At 51.4% G+C, this 20223-nt stretch carries 16 protein-coding genes; 11 read left to right on the top strand and 5 right to left on the bottom strand.

Translation table 11 applies throughout. The annotated features are described in order from the left end of the window. Positions 1 to 137: 137 nt before the first annotated feature. Positions 138 to 821: a Crp/Fnr family transcriptional regulator gene (locus DFR60_RS06885; protein WP_167437535.1), complete on the bottom strand. Its 684-nt coding sequence runs from the start codon at positions 819 to 821 to the stop codon at positions 138 to 140. Between the two features lie 297 nt (positions 822 to 1118). Between DFR60_RS06885 and DFR60_RS06880 the strand changes: the two genes are divergently transcribed. The 3 genes from DFR60_RS06880 (at position 1119) to DFR60_RS06870 (ending at position 4544) form a co-directional block, all read left to right on the top strand. Next, the gene (locus DFR60_RS06880; protein ID WP_110322235.1) at positions 1119 to 1661 is read left to right on the top strand and encodes a beta-class carbonic anhydrase; all 543 of its coding nucleotides are present in this window, start codon (positions 1119 to 1121) and stop codon (positions 1659 to 1661) included. Positions 1662 to 1820: 159 nt separating this feature from the next. Further along, complete coding sequence (locus DFR60_RS06875) at positions 1821 to 3056, top strand: glycoside hydrolase family 3 protein (RefSeq protein ID WP_110322234.1); 1236 nt, start codon at positions 1821 to 1823, stop codon at positions 3054 to 3056. A 123-nt stretch (positions 3057 to 3179) separates the two neighbouring features. Beyond that, the gene (locus tag DFR60_RS06870; protein ID WP_110322233.1) at positions 3180 to 4544 is read left to right on the top strand and encodes an MATE family efflux transporter; all 1365 of its coding nucleotides are present in this window, start codon (positions 3180 to 3182) and stop codon (positions 4542 to 4544) included. A gap of 16 nt (positions 4545 to 4560) precedes the next feature. On the opposite strand, the gene DFR60_RS06865 is transcribed toward DFR60_RS06870, so the two are convergent. After that, positions 4561 to 7278, bottom strand: coding sequence for a sensor domain-containing phosphodiesterase (locus tag DFR60_RS06865; RefSeq protein WP_110322232.1), 2718 nt, complete (start codon positions 7276 to 7278; stop codon positions 4561 to 4563). A gap of 299 nt (positions 7279 to 7577) precedes the next feature. Here DFR60_RS06865 and DFR60_RS06860 point away from each other — a divergent pair, with 299 nt between their 5' ends. From DFR60_RS06860 to DFR60_RS06835, 7 genes are all read left to right on the top strand, one after another. Next, positions 7578 to 8504: an AraC family transcriptional regulator gene (locus tag DFR60_RS06860; protein WP_110322529.1), complete on the top strand. Its 927-nt coding sequence runs from the start codon at positions 7578 to 7580 to the stop codon at positions 8502 to 8504. A gap of 192 nt (positions 8505 to 8696) precedes the next feature. Then, complete coding sequence (locus DFR60_RS06855) at positions 8697 to 10022, top strand: MFS transporter (RefSeq protein WP_110322231.1); 1326 nt, start codon at positions 8697 to 8699, stop codon at positions 10020 to 10022. Then, complete coding sequence (locus DFR60_RS30805) at positions 10022 to 10870, top strand: glycoside hydrolase family 3 N-terminal domain-containing protein (protein ID WP_243004992.1); 849 nt, start codon at positions 10022 to 10024, stop codon at positions 10868 to 10870. The genes DFR60_RS06855 and DFR60_RS30805 overlap by 1 nt, the downstream gene beginning before the upstream one ends. Next, positions 10840 to 12300: a glycoside hydrolase family 3 C-terminal domain-containing protein gene (locus DFR60_RS30800; RefSeq protein WP_243004991.1), complete on the top strand. Its 1461-nt coding sequence runs from the start codon at positions 10840 to 10842 to the stop codon at positions 12298 to 12300. The genes DFR60_RS30805 and DFR60_RS30800 overlap by 31 nt, the downstream gene beginning before the upstream one ends. Then, on the top strand, positions 12297 to 13862 hold the full coding sequence (locus tag DFR60_RS06845) for a carboxylesterase/lipase family protein (protein ID WP_243004990.1): 1566 nt from the start codon (positions 12297 to 12299) through the stop codon (positions 13860 to 13862). Before DFR60_RS30800 ends, DFR60_RS06845 begins: the two co-directional genes overlap by 4 nt. A 244-nt stretch (positions 13863 to 14106) precedes the next feature. Then, positions 14107 to 14748, top strand: a complete 642-nt coding sequence (locus DFR60_RS06840) for a hypothetical protein (protein WP_110322230.1) — start codon at positions 14107 to 14109, stop codon at positions 14746 to 14748. A gap of 81 nt (positions 14749 to 14829) precedes the next feature. Next, positions 14830 to 15498, top strand: coding sequence for a vWA domain-containing protein (locus DFR60_RS06835; protein WP_110322229.1), 669 nt, complete (start codon positions 14830 to 14832; stop codon positions 15496 to 15498). 118 nt (positions 15499 to 15616) lie between these two features. Here DFR60_RS06835 and DFR60_RS06830 read toward each other — a convergent pair whose 3' ends face one another. Next, positions 15617 to 16606, bottom strand: a complete 990-nt coding sequence (locus DFR60_RS06830; RefSeq protein WP_110322228.1) for a rhodanese-like domain-containing protein — start codon at positions 16604 to 16606, stop codon at positions 15617 to 15619. Between the two features lie 19 nt (positions 16607 to 16625). Further along, positions 16626 to 17540: a sulfurtransferase gene (locus tag DFR60_RS06825; RefSeq protein WP_110322227.1), complete on the bottom strand. Its 915-nt coding sequence runs from the start codon at positions 17538 to 17540 to the stop codon at positions 16626 to 16628. 241 nt (positions 17541 to 17781) lie between these two features. Here DFR60_RS06825 and DFR60_RS06820 point away from each other — a divergent pair, with 241 nt between their 5' ends. Next, positions 17782 to 19419 carry an ArnT family glycosyltransferase gene (locus DFR60_RS06820; protein WP_110322226.1) on the top strand — a complete coding sequence of 546 codons (1638 nt, stop codon included), beginning with the start codon at positions 17782 to 17784 and terminating at the stop codon, positions 19417 to 19419. Positions 19420 to 19492: 73 nt separating this feature from the next. On the opposite strand, the gene DFR60_RS06815 is transcribed toward DFR60_RS06820, so the two are convergent. Further along, entirely contained in the window at positions 19493 to 20212 is a 720-nt protein-coding gene (locus tag DFR60_RS06815; protein WP_110322225.1) for an ABC transporter ATP-binding protein, read from the bottom strand. Positions 20213 to 20223: the final 11 nt, after the last annotated feature.

The following is a 20223-nucleotide window of genomic DNA, read 5'->3' as shown; positions in this document are numbered from 1 at the left end:
TTATCGTTATTTTTTTAACATCCGATATATCGTGATCTCATCATATCAAATCGTATGGGGATTGATTAGTAGCATGTGATACTAAATGGTTAAAACAATATGAATCAAAATAAAACAGGCCGGGAGTCCCCAGCCTGTTATCTTGGCAAATAGTATTTCACCTGTTTCCCGTCCGCAATGCGTTCGAGTTCTTCCTGATTCAGGATGACGATCTTTCGGCCATCCCTGCGGATAATTTCGTGTTCTTTGAAGTAGCGGAGAACCCGGGCCACGGTGACCCGGTGAAGTGCGGTTTTCCGGCTGATAAAATCGTAGCTGAACGTCGCGGGGAGAGTGCTGCCTTTCTCTCCGTATCCACATCCCTCCAGGAGGACGTGAGCGACCTGTTCGCCTGCCTTGTGTTCCTTGTAGGAGTGGAACATTTTGTCTAAGTCGCCGTACTGGCGCAGGCATCGTTCCAGAAGACTGCGCAGCAGAACCGGGCTTGTATCCGCAAATTTCAGAAAAATGTCACCGGGAATCCGATAGCAGGTGCAGTCGCTTTTGGCCGTAATGCTGCTTCCGGAATATCCGTAGCCGTACAGGGAGAATACGCCCAGCAGGGAGTCGATGACGTTTCCGGAGCTCCGTATCCAGTAGAAATACTCCTCGCCCTGTTCCGTGATCGCGGAGCGATAGCACGTTCCATCGGTCAGATAATAGATATAGTTTACCGGTTCACCCTGCCGAATGATGATCTCACCACGCTTAAAGGTGTGAAGCGCGCTTCCTTCCAGGGTCTTCAGCTGTTCAAACTCCGCTAAAAGCTGTTGGTTTTCCATCTGCTTGTATAACCTCCCAGGTCCATGTTCTGTAATCCTTTTTGAGGACGCTTTATCGCACAGTATGATCTGCGGATTTAGTGGTGTCATTATATCATGAGGGGATTGGTTCTGTCTATCGCCGTATGGATAGGGTGCGCAGGGAGCGTGAACGGTGTGGCGTTATTTGGGGAATTGGGGATCGGGGAAACGGTGGTGTCAGGAGTGTCATCAGAATACAGGATCATCATCAGAACACTTGCAACATTCCTCTGAATTGATTATAATGTGTAGAAATAGACAGGAGGAAATAGCGCGATGATAGAAGACATAATAATGCACAACCGGAAATTCGTGGCTGAAAGAGGCTATGAGCCATACGAAACCAGCAAATATCCGGACAAGAAGCTGGCAATACTGACCTGTATGGATACGAGGCTGACGGAGCTGCTTCCGGCTGCGCTGGGAATTCGCAATGGAGACGCCAAGATTATAAAAAACGCTGGCGGTGTAATCAGCCATCCTTACGGCAGCGCGGTGCGAAGTCTTCTGGTGGCGATCCTGGAACTGGGCGTAGAGGAGATCATGGTAATCGGCCACACAGACTGCGGCGTCCAGGGCATGGACGGTGAAAAGATGGTGGCGAAGCTGGAGTCACGGGGAATTCCGAAGGAGCATATCGATATCATCCGAAAGAGCGGAATCTCTCTGGAACAATGGCTGGGCGGTTTCGAGTCAGCGGAGGAAGCCGTGAAAGAGTCGGTAGAAAGCTTGAAAAACCATCCGCTGATGCCGAAGGATATTGTGATTCGGGGATTTATGATGGATTCGGTGACAGGTGAGCTGAGCTCGCTTTCGTAGTTCAATCTGGCACTGCATTGCGCAGAGCAGTACGGACTGCTAGACAGGGAATGAGAAGGAAAACGTCCTTTTCATTCCCTGATATTTTTCGAGTAAAGTTTTACTTATGAACGTATAACAAGACGCAAACGAAATAAGACAAGACGAGGAATATAAAAGATGCAAAAAAGAGTATTAATAGGATTGACAGGTGCCCTGATTCTGCTGCTTACCGCCTGCAGTGCGAAAGGCGGCGGTACGTCGATGGATGCAGAGAGTAACCGCGACCGCAGCGCCTCCCTGTCAGCAGAGGCCAGCCCCTCCCCTCCAACAAGAGAAGCCAGCAGCAATCCCGCTCCATCGGACCCATCCCCAGAAAGCGCCGATCCCACGCTCCAAAGCCTTCTGTCCCAAATGACCCTGCACGAAAAAATATGCCAGATGCTGGTCGTAACTCCGGAGAGCATCACAGGTGTGGAAGCGGTGACTGCGGCGGGCGACACCACGAAAAAGGCCCTGCAGGCAATGCCGGTGGGCGGAATTCTGTACAGCAAGCCCAATTTAAGGAGCAAAGACCAGGTGAAGACGATGCTTGAGAATACGCAGAGTTACTCGGCCATCCCTCTGATGTTCACATGCGACGAAGAGGGCGGGAGAGTTAATCGCCTGATGAGCACGGTAAATACGACGATGATCGGCCCGATGCTGGATTATAAGGACCAGGGAGCGGAAACCGCGTATAATAATGCCTGTACGATCGCCTCCGACATGAGCGCGCTGGGCTTTAACGCCGACATGGCGCCGGTGGCGGATGTGTGGTCGAATCCGGAGAACACGGTGATCGGGGACCGGGCTTACAGCGACGATTTCCGGCAGGCGGCCGTTCTGGTCGCATCCGCGGTGGAAGGCTTTCATGCGGGCGGAGTGGCGACGGCGCTGAAACATTTTCCAGGACACGGCGATACCTCGAAAGACTCCCATTACGGAGCCGTGTTTATAACAAAGACGCTGGAAGAGATCAGGGAAAAGGAATTGCTTCCATTCCATGCGGGAATCCAGGCGGACAGCGACATGGTCATGATCGGCCATCTCATCTTATCGGATATCGACGATCAGCCGGCTCCATTTTCTCATAAGATCGTAACGGAATTGCTGCGGCAGGAGCTTGGCTTTGACGGCGTGATCATCACGGACGGACTTCAGATGAAGGCTATGACGGATTTCTATTCGGACGGCGAGATCGCGTGCAGCGCGGTCAAGGCAGGCGTTGACATGCTGCTCTGCCCTGCAAATCCAGAGGAAGCGGCGGCCGCGCTGGAAGACGCGGTGAAAAACGGAGATATAACTGAGAGCAGAATCGAGGAAAGCGTCCTGCGCATCCTGAAGATGAAGAAAGAGAGAGGAATGATTCCGTAAAGACTGCAACAGGACAAATTTTCTGTAGAGTAAAAATGTATGTCGTATTCTCAGTAGTACTTTTAATCAATAAGCGGTATACTGTTATTCATACGAATGACAGAACAGGAGAGAAAGAGTCCTATGAAGGCCGCAAAGAAAGTAGATATGACACAGGGATCCATCATGAAGCGGGTGCTGCTGTTTGCACTTCCCATCTGCGTGGGAAATGTGCTTCAGCAGCTCTATGGTACCGTCGATACGCTGGTGATCGGCAATTTCTGCGGTTCCGTATCGCTGGCCGCCGTGGGCACCAGCAGCCAGCCGGTGGAGATCCTGCTGTGCGTGTTCCTGGGGCTTGGCACCGGGGTATCAATTCTCGTTTCGCAGTTTACCGGGAGCGGTGACATGGAAAGCCTGAAGGAGATCGGGGCAACCGCCATTTCCTTTTTATTTCTGTGCGCCATCCCATTGACGATAATCGGACAGTTTGCCGGGCCGGCGGTTTTGCGGTTCATGCAGGTGCCCGATGATACGTGGGAGCTCGCCAACGCCTATATCAGCATTATTTTCTTCGGAACGCTCGGAAATATGGGATATAACATGAACGCGGGAATCCTGCGGGGGATGGGAGACAGCAACGCGTCTCTGCTGTTTTTAATCGTCTCCTGTGCCGTGAATATTGTGCTGGACCTGGTGTTTGTGGCCGGTTTGGGCATGGACGTGGCCGGTGCCGCGTGGGCGACCACCATAGCCATGTACTGTTCCTGGCTGTTCAGCATCGTCTACATCCGTAAAAAGTATCCGGAGTTTTGCTTCACCTATCTGCCGCACCGGATGAACAAACGGATGCTGGGGAGTATTGTAGCGATCGGGCTTCCTTTGGGATTAAACAGCTCCATCTATTCCGTGGGCCATATTCTGATGCAGTCGCTGATCAACCTTCAGGGCTCCATATTCATTGCCGCCTGTTCCGTGAGCAGTAAGGTTACGGGGATTGCCAACGTGGCGATTACCTCCCTGTCTTCAGCCGCTACGACATTTTCCGGCCAGAATCTGGGGGCGGAGAATTACGTGTATTTAAAGAAAGGCGGAATCCAGATCCCGCTGTTCTCCGGCCTGATCACCTGTATCGCCGGACTGATCGTGACGTTCTGGTGCCGGCCGCTTCTGGAATTCTTCACCAGAGACGCGGAGGTGCTTGACATCGCGGTCCGGTATATACGGATCGTCCTGCCGTTTACATGGGCCTATGCGGTATTTAACGGGATTATCTGCTTCGTAAACGGGATGGGAGAAGTCCGGTTTCCGACTGTCGTCAACCTCCTGATGCTTTGGGCCGTGCGGATTCCGTGCGCCTGGCTGATTACCTGGTACATAGACGGCGGCTATGTTATGGCCTGCCTTCCCATCAGCTTTGTGTTCGGAATGTGCTGCATGTTCAGCTATTTTTTCTCGAAGAACTGGAAGAAGATCGGAAAGCTGGCGGCAGAGCAGCAGGGCGAATGAAATAAAACGGCTGCTATCATTCCGTTTCCTGTTTTCCTAAATATTCCTGTTCGAATTCTTCCACAGGAACCGGCTTGCTGAATAAGTAGCCCTGGAACAGATCGATTCCGCAGGCGCGCAGGACTGCAAACTGCTCCTCGCTCTCGATTCCTTCCGCCACCATGCGGACTCCCAGCTTGAGACAGACCTCGGAGATGGATTCCACGATCGCCCGATTCCGGGAGTTCGTGGTGATGTGATCAACCATGCTCTTATCCAGATTTAACGCATCGAAGCTCACCTCGGACATGAGAACGATATTGGCACATTCCGTACCGAAATCATCGAGAGTAACCGCAAAACCTGCGTTCTGCAGTTCCGTGATTAACTGTTTAATGTCGAGGTTTTCCTCGTTATGAACTTTTTCCGTAACTTCAATCTCCAGATAGCCCGATGGAATCCCAAACTGATTACAGATGGCCAGGAGCCGTTCGGCAAGCGCCGCTTCCCGCAGTGTGCGGAGCGAAAAGTTGACGGATACGGGGAAAATCTGTCTGCCCTGATCCTGCCATGTCTTAAGTCTGGAGCACACGAATTGGAAAACATAAAAATCAATCAGGCTGACCGTATCAAATTCCTCCAGCAGAGGAAGAAATTCTCTGGGAGTAATCAGGACGCCGGGCTGCGGTGTGTAGCGGATAAGAGCCTCACAGCCCACAATCAGGCGGTCTTCCGACGAAATCTTGGGCTGGAAATAAACAAGAAAATGATTTTCAGCAATCTCCCTTTCTAATGTTTCGGAATCGGATAAATGCTGCAGCAAACTGTCGTTGCAGCGGCGATATCTGCGGGATACAGGATTGATCCGGTAAAAGGCTTTTTTATTTTCATACATCTTCGCGTCGGCCGCCGCGATGATCCGGCTGATGTTCTCGATGCTTTCCATCCATTGGGAGCCGATGGCGGCCTGGCAGTCGGAGTCGTTCCGGAATCTGGCTTTCAGTTCGCGCACCTGATTCAGGAAAGCCTCCTGCGTGATACCCGGACTGATGATGACAAACTCATCCCCGCCGATCCGATAGAGATCCGCCTGTGTGAAGGTGGATTTGATCCGTTTGGCACACTCGATCAGGACGCGGTCTCCGAATTCGTGGCCGTAGTGGTCGTTGATGTCCTTAAGCCCGTTGACGTCCAGATAGACAATTCCCACAGACTGCTTCGAATGAGCCAGAGCCCCAGTATCGACGATGTATTTATTTCTGTTGTAAAAATCGGTCAGTTTGTCGTAATAGCTTAAATGGGTCAGCATCTGTTTGCTTTCCGAATGGCTTCTTGCCAGCATCAGGAAGTAGCACAGTGTCTGAAGCAGAGGAGCAATGTTCCGGATCCGGTCAGGAGGCGGATTATCGACTCCCAGATATCCGATCAGGGTGCCATCCTGCTCCAGAGGAGCGGCTACCAGGCTGGTAATCGACTGTGCATGGAGAATCCGGTATTCCTCGGGCACGGATTCCCGGATCTGCTCCAAATCCTCGATAAGAACGCATTCTTTTTTGTCAAAATACGTCATCCAGCGGGTGATCAGATTGAGGGGAAGGTCCTGAAGCATCATCTGCTGCGACTCCACCCCATCGGAACACCATTCATAGTCATTGTACATCTTGCCGTTTCTTATGTAGAGGATGTAGGTCCGGTCGGCGGAAAGAAAACTTCCAAGGTGCTCCAGGACCTGGGCGATGGCGGTGTCAACGTCATCGGACTGATAAAGTGTCTGGACACACTCCGTGATCATCTTATTGGTATCCAGCGTCAATTTAAGCTGGATCTTCTCTTTTTCTGATTCTGTGGTATCGAAGGCGAGTTCCATACGGGCGGCCCGCCCTTCCCATTGAATCAGCCGGTCTTTTAAAATATAGTGGCGCTGGGTCAGCGGATTCGTGTATTCCCATGTGTAGATCTCACCCTCCTTCAGGATCGAAGAGGTGCAGAATTCACACGGCGAATCGAAGCCCTGCAGGACATTATAGCATTTCTGTCCGTCCATGGTATCGATGTGAAAAGTTTCCTGCCCCGCTTTATTGACAAACAGCAAGGTGTGATCTTCGAGATCGGATACGTAGACAAGTTCGGAAATCTCATTCATGGGACCGAGAAGGTTGTCCACCATATGGGAGAGATGTTCCTTCCTTTTCCGGTCCTCCTCCTCAATCTCCTGAAGTTCCTTCTCTCGTCTGGCCTGTGCGGAGCTGTACAGGTAGAAAAAGAGGATCATCAGAACGAAAAAACAGTTTAACAGGAGCAGACTCTTTTCAGCAAGAAGTTCCCTTCTTTCGGAAAACTGCTCGGCGGCAAGAACCGCCCGGTCGGCCAGGTCAAAGTAGGATTCACTGTCTTCAAACAGTTGCTCTGCGTCACCGCCGTCTCTGACAAGATAAATTTCTTCCTTCAAAATGCTCCAGTCCGCCTCCATCTGGAGGATCAGATCCTGAAACTCCCTGCTGTTCATGCGGATCAGCCCGTGCACGCCGTTCCCCGACTGCAGTTCATCGAGAATGCCGTCCAGCTTCGCAATCAGTAAGTCATTGGAAATACCGTTCAGCTCCTCCTTGACGAGACGCTGGGTCGCGCCGCGGACAATGCCGGCGTAGTTTATAACCTTGGCATTGCCTTGAAGATTATGAAGGCATAAAACCGAAAAAATGCTGGAAAGAACGAGCGCTACAGTTAAAATGACAGGAAATATTTTCTTTTGCATGGGTGCCTCCGGGTCCGCTATCATGATAAATTCTTTGATTATCTGTGGCTTATTCGGTATAGACGGCAAGATCAGAAACTCCTGCGCCATCAGCTTACTGACTACGGAAACAAGTCGAAGAAAATGGGAAAGAATTTAATTAAGTACTATCCCTAAGAGTACCATATTTAGCAGGCTGTTGCAAGGAATAAAGAGAGGACGGATCGATTTTAGCCCCAGCTTTTATATTGTAGATGCAGGAGCTCTGTGCTAAAATAGGAACAGACACAGAAGGCCGCCCGGGGAGAAGGGAGTATACCGTGGACTTATTTTATCATGAGACATTTATGCAGAGTGAGCAGATGCCGATGCAGCTTCGCCTGCACCGCGGACAGATTAATTATATGATTCTGGAGCACTGGCACCGGAGCATTGAGATCGACTATCTGCTGGACTGTGAAGCCGATTTTTATATGAACGGGAAGAAGAAAGCCGTCTCCGCCGGAAGCATCACGCTGATCAACAGCGGCGATATTCATGCCCTGGAGCCAAGAGAAGTGCCGGAAGACCCGGGGTATGAGATTCACGGAATTTCGTTGTTTATATCCTATGAATTCCTGAAAAAGATATGCCCGGAGATCGATCAGATTACCTTCGAGCTGGAGGGAAAGGAAGAACGGCTGAATGAACTGAAGGGGATTTTCGATGACCTGATCCGCCTGGAGCTGAGCCCTGCGGAAGAGTACGGTTATTTAAAGAAGAATGCGCTGCTCCATCAGATGATGTACCTGCTTCTCACGTATTTTAAATGCCCGAAGAACAGCTCAGCCGTAAAGAGTCAGAAGTATATCGACCGCCTGCGCGTGGTGCTGGACTACGTGGAAGAAAACTACCAGGAACCGCTGACGCTGCAGGGAGTAGCGGACCATTTCAGCGTGTCCATGGAGTATATGGCGAGAATATTAAAGAAGTATACGGGCAACACATTCAAGATGCATTTGAACCAGGTCCGCGTCAGCAAGGCGTTTCGGGATCTGCTCGAGACGGATTACTCCATCCTGGAGATTGCCATGCGCAGCGGATTTCCGGATACCCGGTCCTTTATCAATGTTTTTCGGGACACGTACGGCATGACGCCTTCTCAGTACCGGAAAAAGAACCCCAGGCGGGAGACCGTGAAGGAAACCGTGTCTGCCGAATATCCGCCCCATATCAGGGTGGTGGAACCACAGAAAGACAACCATTAGTATCCGCCCAGGCCATGGCCGGCAGAGTGCTGGAGCAGTTCCAGCGTCTGCCGGCCCTCTCTTAAGGAGCGTTAAAAAAATGTCAAGAAACGTATCTGTTTTCAATAAATAATGTAAAGATTTCACAAGGTGAATCCGATACAATTAGAACATAAGACGCGTCCTTAACAAAAAAAGAGAGGTTATTGAAAAATGGAGAAAATTTCGTTAAAAGAACGATTCAGTTATGGGTTGGGAGATTTGGCCTGCAATTTAATGTTTCAGCTGATTACGGCGTATCTGATGTTTTTCTATACCGATGTGGCGGGGATCGGACTGGGGGCCATCAGCCTGATTATGCTGGTCGCCAGAGTGGTGGACGCGGTCACGGATCCGATGATGGGGGTAGTCATCGACAAGACTCACACCAAATGGGGAAAGGCAAGGCCTTACGTGCTGTGGATGGCGGTTCCCTTCGGAATCATCAGTGCTTCCATGTTCCTGGTGCCGAATTTCGGAGGAACGGGCAAATTTATCTATGCGCTGATCACCTATATTCTGTTCTGTATCGTGTATACAGCCCTCAATATTCCATACAGCACCATGCTGTCCTGCATGACAGATGACGTCTCCGACCGGCTCTCCTTTAATATGTTTAAGTCTCTCGGAGCCAGTCTGGGCGGTTTCATCGTCATGGGAGCGACCCTGACGCTGGTCGGCATGATCGGCCAGGGGGATCAGAAAAAAGGCTTTTTCGGTACGGTTGTTCTGTACGCGGCTGTGGGCATCCTGCTCCTGATGATCTGTTTTAAAAATACGAGAGAGAGGATCATACCGGAGACGGAAAAGGATTCCGTGGCAGGCGCCATAAAGGTTGCCGCCAAAAACAAATACTGGCTTCTGCTCTGTGGAATCACCTTCTTTACCTTTGCCGGCATGATTCTGAAGAATCAGTCCACCATGTATTATGCAAAATACTACTTAAACAACGAGGGAATTGCCTCCCTTCTGATGACGATTCCGACGCTGCTCTCTTTCCTCATGGCATTTGTAATCCCGACTCTGGCAAAGAAGATCGGAAAACGCAACTGCATTCTGTCCGGTGGGCTGGCTACCATCGCAGGAAACCTTGTGGTGCTGATCTCCAAAACGAATCTGGCCGGGATTCTGGCGGGTACGGTTTTATGCGGTATCGGCCTGGGACTCGGAATGGGAGTGACATTTGTTATGGGAGCGGAGACTGTGGATTACTCCGAGTGGCAGACGGGAAGGCGTCCGCAGGGAATCATGACCGCCCTCATGGGCTTCGGAGTAAAGCTGAGTATGGCAATGTCGGGTGTGGTAGGCGCCCAGATCTTAAAATTCGGAGGCTATGTGGAAAATTCGGTGCAGACAGAAGGCGCGCTTCGCGCGATTCAAATGAATTATATCTGGATTCCGGTCATTTTTTTCATCGTGGTGGTCATACTCAGTCTGTTCTATGACCTGGATAAGAAATATGAAAAAATTCTGGCTGAAATACATGAAAGGAGAAATTGATGGAGAAAAAATGGAACGAAGCAGAGAAGAAGGGCTACCGTCTCATTCACAATGAGGGGGGAAAGGATCTCGGAATCTCTTCCGAAAGTAAGGTGACGATTATAACAGAGGATGGCTTCGCCTTCAAGGATTTTCTCGGAACAGGAGAACTAGCAGCCTATGAAGACTGGAGACTGCCCGCAGCAGAGCGGGCGGCGGACTTGGCTTCCAGGCTTTCGATCGAAGATATTGCCGGCCTGATGCTCTACAGCGCGCATCAGCTGATTCCGGCCAGGGGGCCGCTGTCGGCAGCTTTCGGGGGTACGTACGGCGGAAAAGCCTTCGATGAGAGCGGGGCGGACCCGTGGGATTTAACGGATCAGCAGAAGGAATTCATCGTAAAAGACAGGGTGCGCCACGTGCTGATCATGAAGCTGCAGGACACGGAGACTGCGGTCAAATGGAATAACCGGCTTCAGGCCCTGGCGGAAAACACCGGCTTTGGAATCCCCGCCAATAACAGCTCGGACCCGAGGCACGGGGCGGGCGCTGCAGCGGAATACATGGGTGTGACCGGAGAACCCATATCCAAATGGGCGAATGGAATCGGCCTGACTGCTGCATTTGAGCCGGAGGCGGTAAGAGAATTCGGGGAGATCGGCGCGGCGGAATACCGGGCGCTGGGAATCACGACGGCATTGTCCCCGCAGATCGATCTGGCCACGGAGCCGAGATGGATGCGGTTTGCGGATACATTTGGCGAACATACGGAGCTGACCGTGGAAATGACGCGGGCGTACTGCGACGGATTCCAGACTACAAAGGGCAGCGAGGATGGATGGGGGCGGACAGCGTCAATACCATGGTAAAGCATTTCCCGGGAGGGGGGCCCTGTGAGGCCGGACGCGACGGACATTACGCATACGGAAAGTTCGCGGTCTATCCCGGCGGGAATTTTGAAGAGCATCTAAGGCCTTTTACGGAGGGCGCCTTCTCGCTGAACGGCGGTACGAAGACGGCCAGCGCCGTGATGCCTTACTACACGATTTCTTACGGCGCAGACCAGACCTACGGTGAAAATGTAGGGAATTCTTTCAGCAAATATATCGTAAACGATCTGCTCCGCGAACGGTTTGGCTACGACGGCGTCGTGTGTACGGACTGGGGCATCACCCACGATATGGGAAAGACGGAAGAGGAGTTTGCCGGAAAATGCTGGGGTGTGGAGATGCTCACAGAGGCGGAACGCCACTTAAAGGCTCTGGAGGCCGGTGTGGATCAGTTCGGCGGAAACAACGATGCCGGGCCGGTGCTGGAGGCTTACCGGATGGGGTGTGAAAAATACGGGGAAGAAGCCATGCGCAGCCGCTTTGAACGGTCCGCCTCCAGGCTGCTCCGAAACATATTCCGGACGGGTCTGTTTGAAAATCCGTACCTGGATTTGGAGCATTCCTGCCAGGTGGTGGGCTGCAGGGAATTTACGGAAAAGGGATACCTATCCCAGCTGAAATCTGTGACGCTCTTGAAGAACCGGGCGGGGGTGCTTCCGCTCAAAGAGCACATAAGGGTATATATTCCGCGGCGTCATATCCGCCCATACCTGGATTTCATGAGCTCCATGACACCGGATATGCATGTGGAACCTGCCGGTAAGGGCGCGGCCGCCGATTACTTTGTGGTCGTGGATACGCCGGAAGAGGCTGACGCTGCCATCTGCTTCATCGAATCGCCAGTTTCCGTGGGCTACGATCCGGAAGACCGAAAGCAGGGCGGCAGCGGATACGTTCCGGTAACGCTTCAGTACAGGCCCTATGAGGCGAAGCAGGCGAGGCTTCACAGCCTGGCAGGAGGCGATCCGCTGGAGGATTTTGACGACCGGAGCTATCATGGAAAATGGAATACTGCGGCAAATGAAGAAGATCTGGATCTTGTCCTTGACACGAAACAACGCATGGGAGACCGCCCGGTGATCGTATCGGTAAACTTGAAAAATCCCATGGTCATGGCGGAGCTGGAGCCCTGCGCCGACGCGCTCCTGGTGGATTACGGGGTATCCCCCCAGGCGGTGCTGGACGTTATCACGGGCAGATTTATCCCCTGCGGCCTCCTTCCGCTTCAGATGCCGGCCGATATGGATACCGTGGAACGGCAGGCAGAGGATAAGGCGTTCGACATGGAGTGCTGCGTGGACAGCGAGGGCCATGTCTATGAATTCGGCTTTGGCATGAATTTCGACGGCGTGATTGAAGACGAGAGAACTGAAAAATATGGGAGACAGAACAGAAGGAGGAGAAAATGATGGCAGGACAGTTTCAGTATGACAGCCTCCCGGTGGTGGAGACGAAGGCCGGGAAGCTCAGAGGATATCAGTGGGAAGGGACGTATATCTTCAAGGGAATCCGTTACGCAAGGGCGAAACGGTTTCAGCTCCCGGAGGAAGCAGAACCCTGGGAGGGAGTCAGGGAGGCGGCCTCCTATGGCTTCGTCTGCCCGATGCTCACAAGGGACAATCCGCAGGGCGAGCTTTTGGTGCCCCATCGCTACTGGCCGCAGGATGAGGACTGTCTGAGTCTAAACATCTGGAGCCAGTCTCTGGACCGGAGCGCGAAGAAGCCGGTGCTGTTCTGGATTCACGGCGGGGCGTTTTCCATGGGAAGCTCCATCGAGCAGAAGGCGTATAACGGAGAAAATATGAGCAAATACGGGGACGTGGTAGTCGTTACCGTGAACCACAGGCTGAACATCCTTGGATACTTCGACATGTCTCCTTACGGTGAAAAGTACGCTGGCTCCGCCAATGCGGGCCAGGCCGATCTGGTGGCCGCCCTTTTGTGGGTCAGGGACAACATCGAGGCATTTGGCGGAGATCCGGGCAACGTGACCATCTTCGGACAGTCGGGCGGCGGCATGAAGGTGAGCGGCCTGATGCAGACCCCGGAGGCCGACGGGCTGTTCCATAAGGGAATGATCATGAGCGGTGTGGCGGGCGATATTCTTCCCTATTCCACTGGCGATTCCAGGCCGTTAATCCGGGCGATGCTGGAAGAACTGGGACTCACGGAAGATGAGGCCTCGCGGCTGGAGACGATTCCCTACCACGACCTGGCAGCTGCGTATAACCGGGTGAGTCCTGCAATCGCCGGAGCTGGCGGTTACATCGGATGCACGCCCAAACCGGACGATTTCTACAAGGGAGAGGGGCCGGCGGTTGGATTTACGGAACATGCAAAGACCATACCGGTGATGGTCGGTACGGTCTTCGGAGAGTTTGCAATGGCGCCGCTGCCCTTTAACAAGGAGCAGATACCAGAGGCAGAATTAGAGGCCATTCTCGACAACCGTTTCCAGGGCCGTGGGAAGGAGCTGAAGGCCGTCTTTGCCGAGGCGTATCCGGGAAAGAATCCGGCGGACTTACTCACGCTGGATACAGTATTCCGCGGGCCAACCAGGGAATTTGTGCGGGCGCTGGCCGCCGCGGGCGGAAGCGTGTATTCCTATTTATTTGCGCTGGAGTTCCCGTACCAGAATCAAAAGACGGCGTGGCACTGTTCCGATATTCCTTTTGTTTTCCACAACACGGAGCTGGTTCCGGTTGCCAACATTCCGGAGGTGTCGGACCGTCTGCAAGAGCAGATCTTCGGCGCGGTTATGGCTTTCGCCAGAACCGGGAAGCCGGAGTATGAGGGGCTGCCCCAGTGGCCTGCTTCGCGGGAGGACGACGAGGCGACCATGATCTTCGACCGTGTCTGCGAGGTCCGTCATAACCACGACGACTGCCTGTTAAAGCTGCATGCGGAAGCGTCGCCGAAGTTTGACCTGGCGGCCATGATGGCGAAAATGGGGGATGAGATTCAGCACTGATTGCGGTGAAAAATACGAAAGATAAATGGTGCATATCAAAGGGGGGAAAGCATTTATGCTTTCCCCCCCCTTTGCCATATTCCCGACTCTGAACCTCAGACATGTATTATTTGCAAGCTGGCAGTATTAGTTATGTTGTCAGCATCTGTATATTTGATTGATTATATTATGTATTTATGATAGCATAAAATAAATTGATAATTCCGGACGTGTCAGAAGGCGTGATAAATAAGGAGTGATAAATATGGTATCCAGGCAAATTTTAGACAGAATTGACCGTTATATCTGCATAAATTATATCGCTGATACGGCAGCTGCAGAGCCGGCAGAAAGAATTCAGGAGCAGTACGGCAGTTATGTTCCGTGCATGAGGGAACCCCATGCGGAAAACAGGGAAAAGCAAATAAATATTCCGGATTTTCTAAAAAAGAAATCAGGGACAGTTACAGAATCGTTGGCAGAAAGCTTAGAAGAGGAAGCGCTTCCGCGAAAGGTGCAGGCTTCCTTTTCCATAAGAAAGCTGGAAAATTTGGCGGCACAGACAGAGGAAAGCTTTTCTGTGTCTGTACTGCGTATGATTGACGAAAAAGGTATGACAGATGTGGAAGTTTATAAAAGAGCGAACATAGACAGAAGGCTTTTTTCAAAAATCAGAAGCAATCCGGATTATTCGCCGGGAAAACAGACAGCTGTTTCGCTGGCACTTGGTTTGAAGCTGAATCTGGACGAGACCAGAGATTTGCTTGCAAGAGCCGGATATGTGCTGTCCCACAGCAATAAATCAGATATTATTGTGGAATTTTTTATTTCCGAGGGTATATACGACATAATGAAACTGAATGAAGCGCTGTTTGCGTTTGGGCAGCAGCCGATTGGAGGATTATGAAAGAAAATGTCGCTTTTACGGCGACCTTTTCTTTTTGTTTATGTGGTAATCTCTTTTTATCAAATACAGGAGGTCGCCATTATGAGGAAAGGTTTGACAGAGATTATATTTATACTGGACCGCAGCGGTTCCATGTCGGGACTGGAGTCAGATACGATTGGAGGGTTTAATTCACTGATAGAAAAACAGAAAGAGGAGGGAAGTGAGGCCTGTATCACGACTGTTTTGTTTGATGACAAAATCGAGCTTCTCCACGACAGAAACAACCTGGCGGAGTTGGGGCCGATGACGGAAAAAGATTATTTTGTCCGGGGGAGCACAGCATTGCTGGATGCAGTTGGGGAAACTGTCCATCGTATGGAAACTATTTACCAGTATGCGAGAGATGAGGATATACCCGAAAAAACTATGGTGGTTATCACAACTGACGGTATGGAAAATTCCAGCCGAAGATATTCTTACAGCGAAGTCAGCCAAATGGTAAAACTCAGTCAGGAGAGGCGTGGCTGGGAATACATATTCCTTGGCGCTAATTTAGATGCAGCAGAGACCGCATGCAGAATTGGAATCAGGCGTGATCATGCGGCAAATTATACATACGACGGAAAGGGAATTCAGTGCTGCTATGACTCGGTTTCTATGGCTGTAAAGAGTATGCGCAGCAATAAAGAGTGTCCCATTGAGATACCGGAGTTTTTGAAAAAAGTGAGGGAGGATTATGAAGCCAGATCCGGAGCAGTGAAGAAATAAGGCGGGCAGTGATCTGAAAGGACTTATGCGAGAAGAGAGAAATTAATGGGGCGTGAATCCATGAAAATGGATTCACGCCCCATCATATGACAGCAGATATGGAAGGATCAATCATTCATTATTCGGTCACAACCGGATAACCTGCTCCGAGCCAGCCGGCTCCGCCTTCTTTTCCCATGCCTCCGCTTAAGGAATAGGCCTCGTAGCCGAGCAGTCGGAGAATAGCCATGGTCTGGGAAGAGGTCTGTCCGCTGTAGCAGTATACGACGACTGGTTTATCAGTCGGAATTTCGGAAAAATGTTCCTGCATTCCCTTGCCGAACGGAATGTTCATGGCGCCTGCGATGTGGCCCTGCTTATAGTCGTCCTCACGGCGGATGGAGAGAATCGTATAATCTTCGCTTTCCGCGTCAACCAGTTCTTTTAAGGCTTCCGCCTTGAAATTAAAGGAAGCGATGGTGTTGCTGGTCGCCTCTTTGTAGTAATCGGCGATAGCGGCGGCGATGGCCGGATCTACTTCATAGGTGTCATCAGGAATGGCGGCTTCCTCGGTGTCGATATAGGCTTCGTAGCCTTCTTCCTGGGAAATGCCGTTGTTCCAGCCGCTCTGAATGTTCGTAGCAAATTTTCCGGCTGCGTTTAAGAGGGCTACCGTCTGAGAGGAGGTCTGACCGGTATAGCAGTTTACATATACTGGCGTGTCATCCGGAATTTTATCCAGTGATTCCGCTACAGCAGCACCGTAAGGGAGGTTCCACGCTCCTTTTAAATGTCCCGCAGCGTAGTCTTCTGGCTTCCTGATATCGATGATAACCATGTCTTCGTCCGCGTCTATTTTAGCAAAGAGATCAGTTACAGATACCATATGCTTATCTTCCGGGAAGTTTTTAAAATAATCGACCGCGGCTGCGGTAACACTGTCTTCTGTTTTTGCGGCGGCTTCCGTTTCTGTGCCAGCTGTCTCCGCGGGCGCTTCTGTGGTTTCTTCCATAGCTGCGGCCGTCGTCTGAGGGGCAGCAGAAGGTGCTTCCTTTACGGTCTTGGTTGCACAGGCGGTCAGACTGGCTGCCAGGGTGAGCCCAAGTAATACAGGTACAATTTTCTTCATAATAATTCTCCTTTTGGTGTTAGGATGCGTTTTTCTTTAACGGAGCAGATTGACCGGCCGGCATCTCAACCGGATTATCGGAGTTGGAAGACCATTCTAAATAGGCGCCGTCATAGATCCGGATGTTCCGGTATCCAGCCTCGTACAGCTGAACAAAGACCGGAGCCGCCCGCATGGACGTCTGGCAGTAGAGAATGATTTCATCCTCCGGATAAATTTTTTCCTCCAGGTAGTTAATTCTGGTAATCTGCGTTGTCTTAAATGTTCCATCCGAGAAGAAATTGGTCTCATAGGGAATGATCAGGGATGTCGGAACCTTTCCGACCTCTGCGTATTCCTCAAAAGAACGAACGTCTAACAAAATGGTGTGCGGATCCGGGTTCTCAGCCTGTGCGCGAACCTCGTCCATCGTTGCGAGCCAGTTGGCTGACGGCTCCTTCGCAGTAAAAACAGCCTCGGCCGGAGCTTCGATATCAGTGCTCAGCTGGATCCCGGCTGTCTGGATGGCGTCAAAGCCTCCATCCACAACCTTAACTTTCTGGTGGCCAAACATGAACAGACTCCAGAGAAGGCGGGAGGCGCCCATTTTATTGGCATCGTACGCCAGGACTAATGTGTCATTGGAGATTCCGTTGCTGCCCATTACCTTTTCAATCTTTTTCTGGCTGGTCAGCATATTCTTTACCGGAACATTGATAACAATGTCGGCGGTGGGAATATTGACTGCACCTGCTACGTGTCCCGCGGCATATTCCTCCGGGGTACGGGTATCCACAATGACCACGTTGGACTGTTCGGCGTAGCCGGGCAGGTCCTTCGTGGAGACGATCAGGGACTCCCCTTCGACAAAAGTATGAGAGCTGCAGCCTGTAAGAGCCGCTGCCAGAATCGCCAAAAACGAAAAGATTGTTATTTTTTTGGCAAATAAGCCCATAAAACCCTCCTTTATAAAGCGAGTAATGGTAGTGTGTAGTAAACGCTGTTGTTTTGCGTGAAAATAAGGGCCTCAACCTTATTTCCATGTAATTCCAAGTTTTATTATACTGTAACAGGGGTGATTTCTGGTATAAGAATCCGTTATATTATATCTGTTAATCGGATAATGCTAAAACTTTAACGAAAATCGTGATAAAATAATAACGAAAAAATGCGAAGAAATCATAAGGAGGCAGGGAATGGACCGATGGAAGAAATGGGCGGTGTTTTGTGCCGCAGCCGTGTACCTGGCAGTCTACATATTTGTATCATACCGGAATCTTCTCGTATTTCCATTTGTACATTCGGATGAGAGCTGGCTGGCCGGTTTGAGCCGTGATATGCTGGCGGCTGAAAATTTAGGAGTGACAGAAAGCTTTTTTGATGCGAAGCCCCGGGTTCCCCACGCGATGAAAAGCCTGTTTCATCTCATGCAGATGGGAGCGGTCGGTCTGGGTGGCTTTTCCGTTGGAAGTGTGAGAATGCTTTCTCTTCTGGCGGGGATTATCTGCCTTGTTCTGTTTTATCTCTGCGTGCGCCGTATGGGAAGCCGGTGGTTTGCTCTGGGGCTTACTGTTCTGCTGAGCCTGGATATTCAGTTTATTTATGCCTCCCATTTTGCGCGGCAGGAGATTTTTATTGCGCTGGAGCTGCTGGTGTGTCTGTGGATTCTGCTTGGAAAAAAAGGGCGGCCGGGGACAGGGACCGCCCTGATCCTGGGAGTGATCACAGGACTTTTTGTCGGGATTCATCCGAACAGCTTTTTGTGCGCGGCGGTCTGCGGCTTCATTATGGTGTTTGAAGTCGTAAGGCAGGCGGCGGGAAAGGATAAAAAGGGGGCAGTGAAGACATTGGGCAGTCTTGCCGCCTATTCGGGGGCGGTGCTTGCAGTGACTGCCGTCTATGTTGGTATCAGTTTTCAGTTTAACCCTCATTTTCTGCCGGACTACTTTTTGTATGGGAAAGAGGAGTTTGAGTTGTCGTCCTCCGGATGGGCGAGAGTCGGGGAGCTGTTTACATTTTTCAGCGGCGTATACGGACGGGATAACGGAACCTATTATCTTCCCGATGTTCGTCTGGAGATGATTGCCATGGTTCTGGCGGCAGGATTATCGGCCGCCGCGTGTCTGGTCATGAGAGGGGCGGCCATATCTGAGAGTGAAGCGTTGAGAGGGGAGATCATTTCTGACAGCGAAGAGGATCGGTGGATTCAAAATACCAGGGTGATTTTCGAGGGGGCCGCAGGGCTTGCGGCGGGTATGGTGGTGATTGGCCGGTATAATCAGACGGCAGTCCTGTTTTTCTTCCTGTTTGGCTGGCTCCTTGCAGGCCAGGTCCTGCAGCTCTTCGAGAAGGCCGGCCGTACGATCGGAATTCTGATTCTTGCGGCCGGTCTTGCCGTGGGAAGTATCTGGCAGATACAGAACCAGCGGCCCGGGGAGACAGAGAATTACGTTTCCTACCTTGATCAGCTGGCCGATCTGGTGCCTGCGGATGCCCCCACAATCGGAAACCTGAATATGGAGTTTTATTTTGACAGGGGGATGCTGAAGGATTACAGAAACCTTCCTTACGTGGAAGGCGGGGTGGAAACGTATATCAGGGAAAATCAGATCGAGTATATCTGCTATTCTGATGAGCTGGACTATCTCTATGAGCACAGGCCTTACTTTCATGTGATTTATGGAAATGCAGCGTTTGTGAGGGAGCTTAAGGCGTTTTGTGAGACGGCGTGCAGGGAGGTCGGGCGGATTCACAGCCTGGAGTATGCCTCGCGGGTGAATTCCCTGAGAGGTGCGGAGGAATGGGGAACGGTGAGAGTGTATCGGGTGAACTAGGAAAGATAGGAGGACACTTAAGTCCTCCCACGGTCTCAGCCCTCGCAGGCATCTGAAACACTTCTTAATAAATTCAGGCATTTTCCTCCAGCATTTTTTCCAGCGTTTCTGCCTCCGGCATCGCTTCTTTGGAAAAAACGGCGGATATGCCTTTTTTCTGTCTGGACATGACGGCGATATGGGAGCCAAGAGTACGGGCTTCATGGATATCGTGAGTTACCAGCAGGATAGTACAGCCGGTTTGGGCGGCCATGGCGGTGACGATGGGATATAAGGCCTTTTTGGTGGCGATGTCCAGGCTGGAGAAGGGCTCATCCATAAGGAGGACTTTGGGCTTTAAGGACAGAGCGCGGGCCAGCGCGGCGCGCTGCTTCATGCCTCCGGAGAGTTGGTGGGGATAGGCGTTTTCAAAGCCGGACAGGCCTGCCATGGATAAATAGCTTCGGGCACACTCTTTTCTCTCGGCCAAAGTGCGGAAGAGTCCGGCTTTCTTCATGGCATAGGTCAGGTTGCCGAGAACCGTGTACCAGGGAAAAAGCTGATCGAAGCTTTGAAATACCATCATGATGTCTTTCGACGGAGCAGTGATTTCCGTTCCATCTAGCAGGAGAGAACCGCTGTCCGGGCGGTCAAAACCTCCGATGAGCCTTAACAGCGTGCTTTTTCCGCAGCCGCTGGGACCGACGATGACAAAGAAATCATGATCGCATACCGTCAGGTTTAAATGGTCAATGACCGTATGGGTCTGGCTGCTTCCGGTGTAGGAGCGGCTGATGTTATGAATTTCCAGCATGGTTTCATTCC

This window comes from Hungatella effluvii, assembly GCF_003201875.1.
GTDB lineage: Bacteria > Bacillota > Clostridia > Lachnospirales > Lachnospiraceae > Hungatella > Hungatella effluvii.
The sequence above is the reverse complement of the archived record's forward strand: the minus strand, read 5'-3'. Positions and strand labels throughout refer to the sequence as shown.

What these genes read in the sequence shown, in the direction of transcription:
- DFR60_RS06885 (WP_167437535.1), bottom strand. Translation starts at nt 821, where the DNA reads ATGGAAAACCAACAGCTTTTAGCGGAGTTTGAACAGCTGAAGACCCTG.
- DFR60_RS06880 (WP_110322235.1), top strand. Translation starts at nt 1,119, where the DNA reads ATGATAGAAGACATAATAATGCACAACCGGAAATTCGTGGCTGAAAGA.
- DFR60_RS06875 (WP_110322234.1), top strand. Translation starts at nt 1,821, where the DNA reads ATGCAAAAAAGAGTATTAATAGGATTGACAGGTGCCCTGATTCTGCTG.
- DFR60_RS06870 (WP_110322233.1), top strand. Translation starts at nt 3,180, where the DNA reads ATGAAGGCCGCAAAGAAAGTAGATATGACACAGGGATCCATCATGAAG.
- DFR60_RS06865 (WP_110322232.1), bottom strand. Translation starts at nt 7,278, where the DNA reads ATGCAAAAGAAAATATTTCCTGTCATTTTAACTGTAGCGCTCGTTCTT.
- DFR60_RS06855 (WP_110322231.1), top strand. Translation starts at nt 8,697, where the DNA reads ATGGAGAAAATTTCGTTAAAAGAACGATTCAGTTATGGGTTGGGAGAT.
- DFR60_RS30805 (WP_243004992.1), top strand. Translation starts at nt 10,022, where the DNA reads ATGGAGAAAAAATGGAACGAAGCAGAGAAGAAGGGCTACCGTCTCATT.
- DFR60_RS30800 (WP_243004991.1), top strand. Translation starts at nt 10,840, where the DNA reads ATGGGGGCGGACAGCGTCAATACCATGGTAAAGCATTTCCCGGGAGGG.
- DFR60_RS06845 (WP_243004990.1), top strand. Translation starts at nt 12,297, where the DNA reads ATGATGGCAGGACAGTTTCAGTATGACAGCCTCCCGGTGGTGGAGACG.
- DFR60_RS06840 (WP_110322230.1), top strand. Translation starts at nt 14,107, where the DNA reads ATGGTATCCAGGCAAATTTTAGACAGAATTGACCGTTATATCTGCATA.
- DFR60_RS06835 (WP_110322229.1), top strand. Translation starts at nt 14,830, where the DNA reads ATGAGGAAAGGTTTGACAGAGATTATATTTATACTGGACCGCAGCGGT.
- DFR60_RS06830 (WP_110322228.1), bottom strand. Translation starts at nt 16,606, where the DNA reads ATGAAGAAAATTGTACCTGTATTACTTGGGCTCACCCTGGCAGCCAGT.
- DFR60_RS06825 (WP_110322227.1), bottom strand. Translation starts at nt 17,540, where the DNA reads ATGGGCTTATTTGCCAAAAAAATAACAATCTTTTCGTTTTTGGCGATT.
- DFR60_RS06820 (WP_110322226.1), top strand. Translation starts at nt 17,782, where the DNA reads ATGGACCGATGGAAGAAATGGGCGGTGTTTTGTGCCGCAGCCGTGTAC.
- DFR60_RS06815 (WP_110322225.1), bottom strand. Translation starts at nt 20,212, where the DNA reads ATGCTGGAAATTCATAACATCAGCCGCTCCTACACCGGAAGCAGCCAG.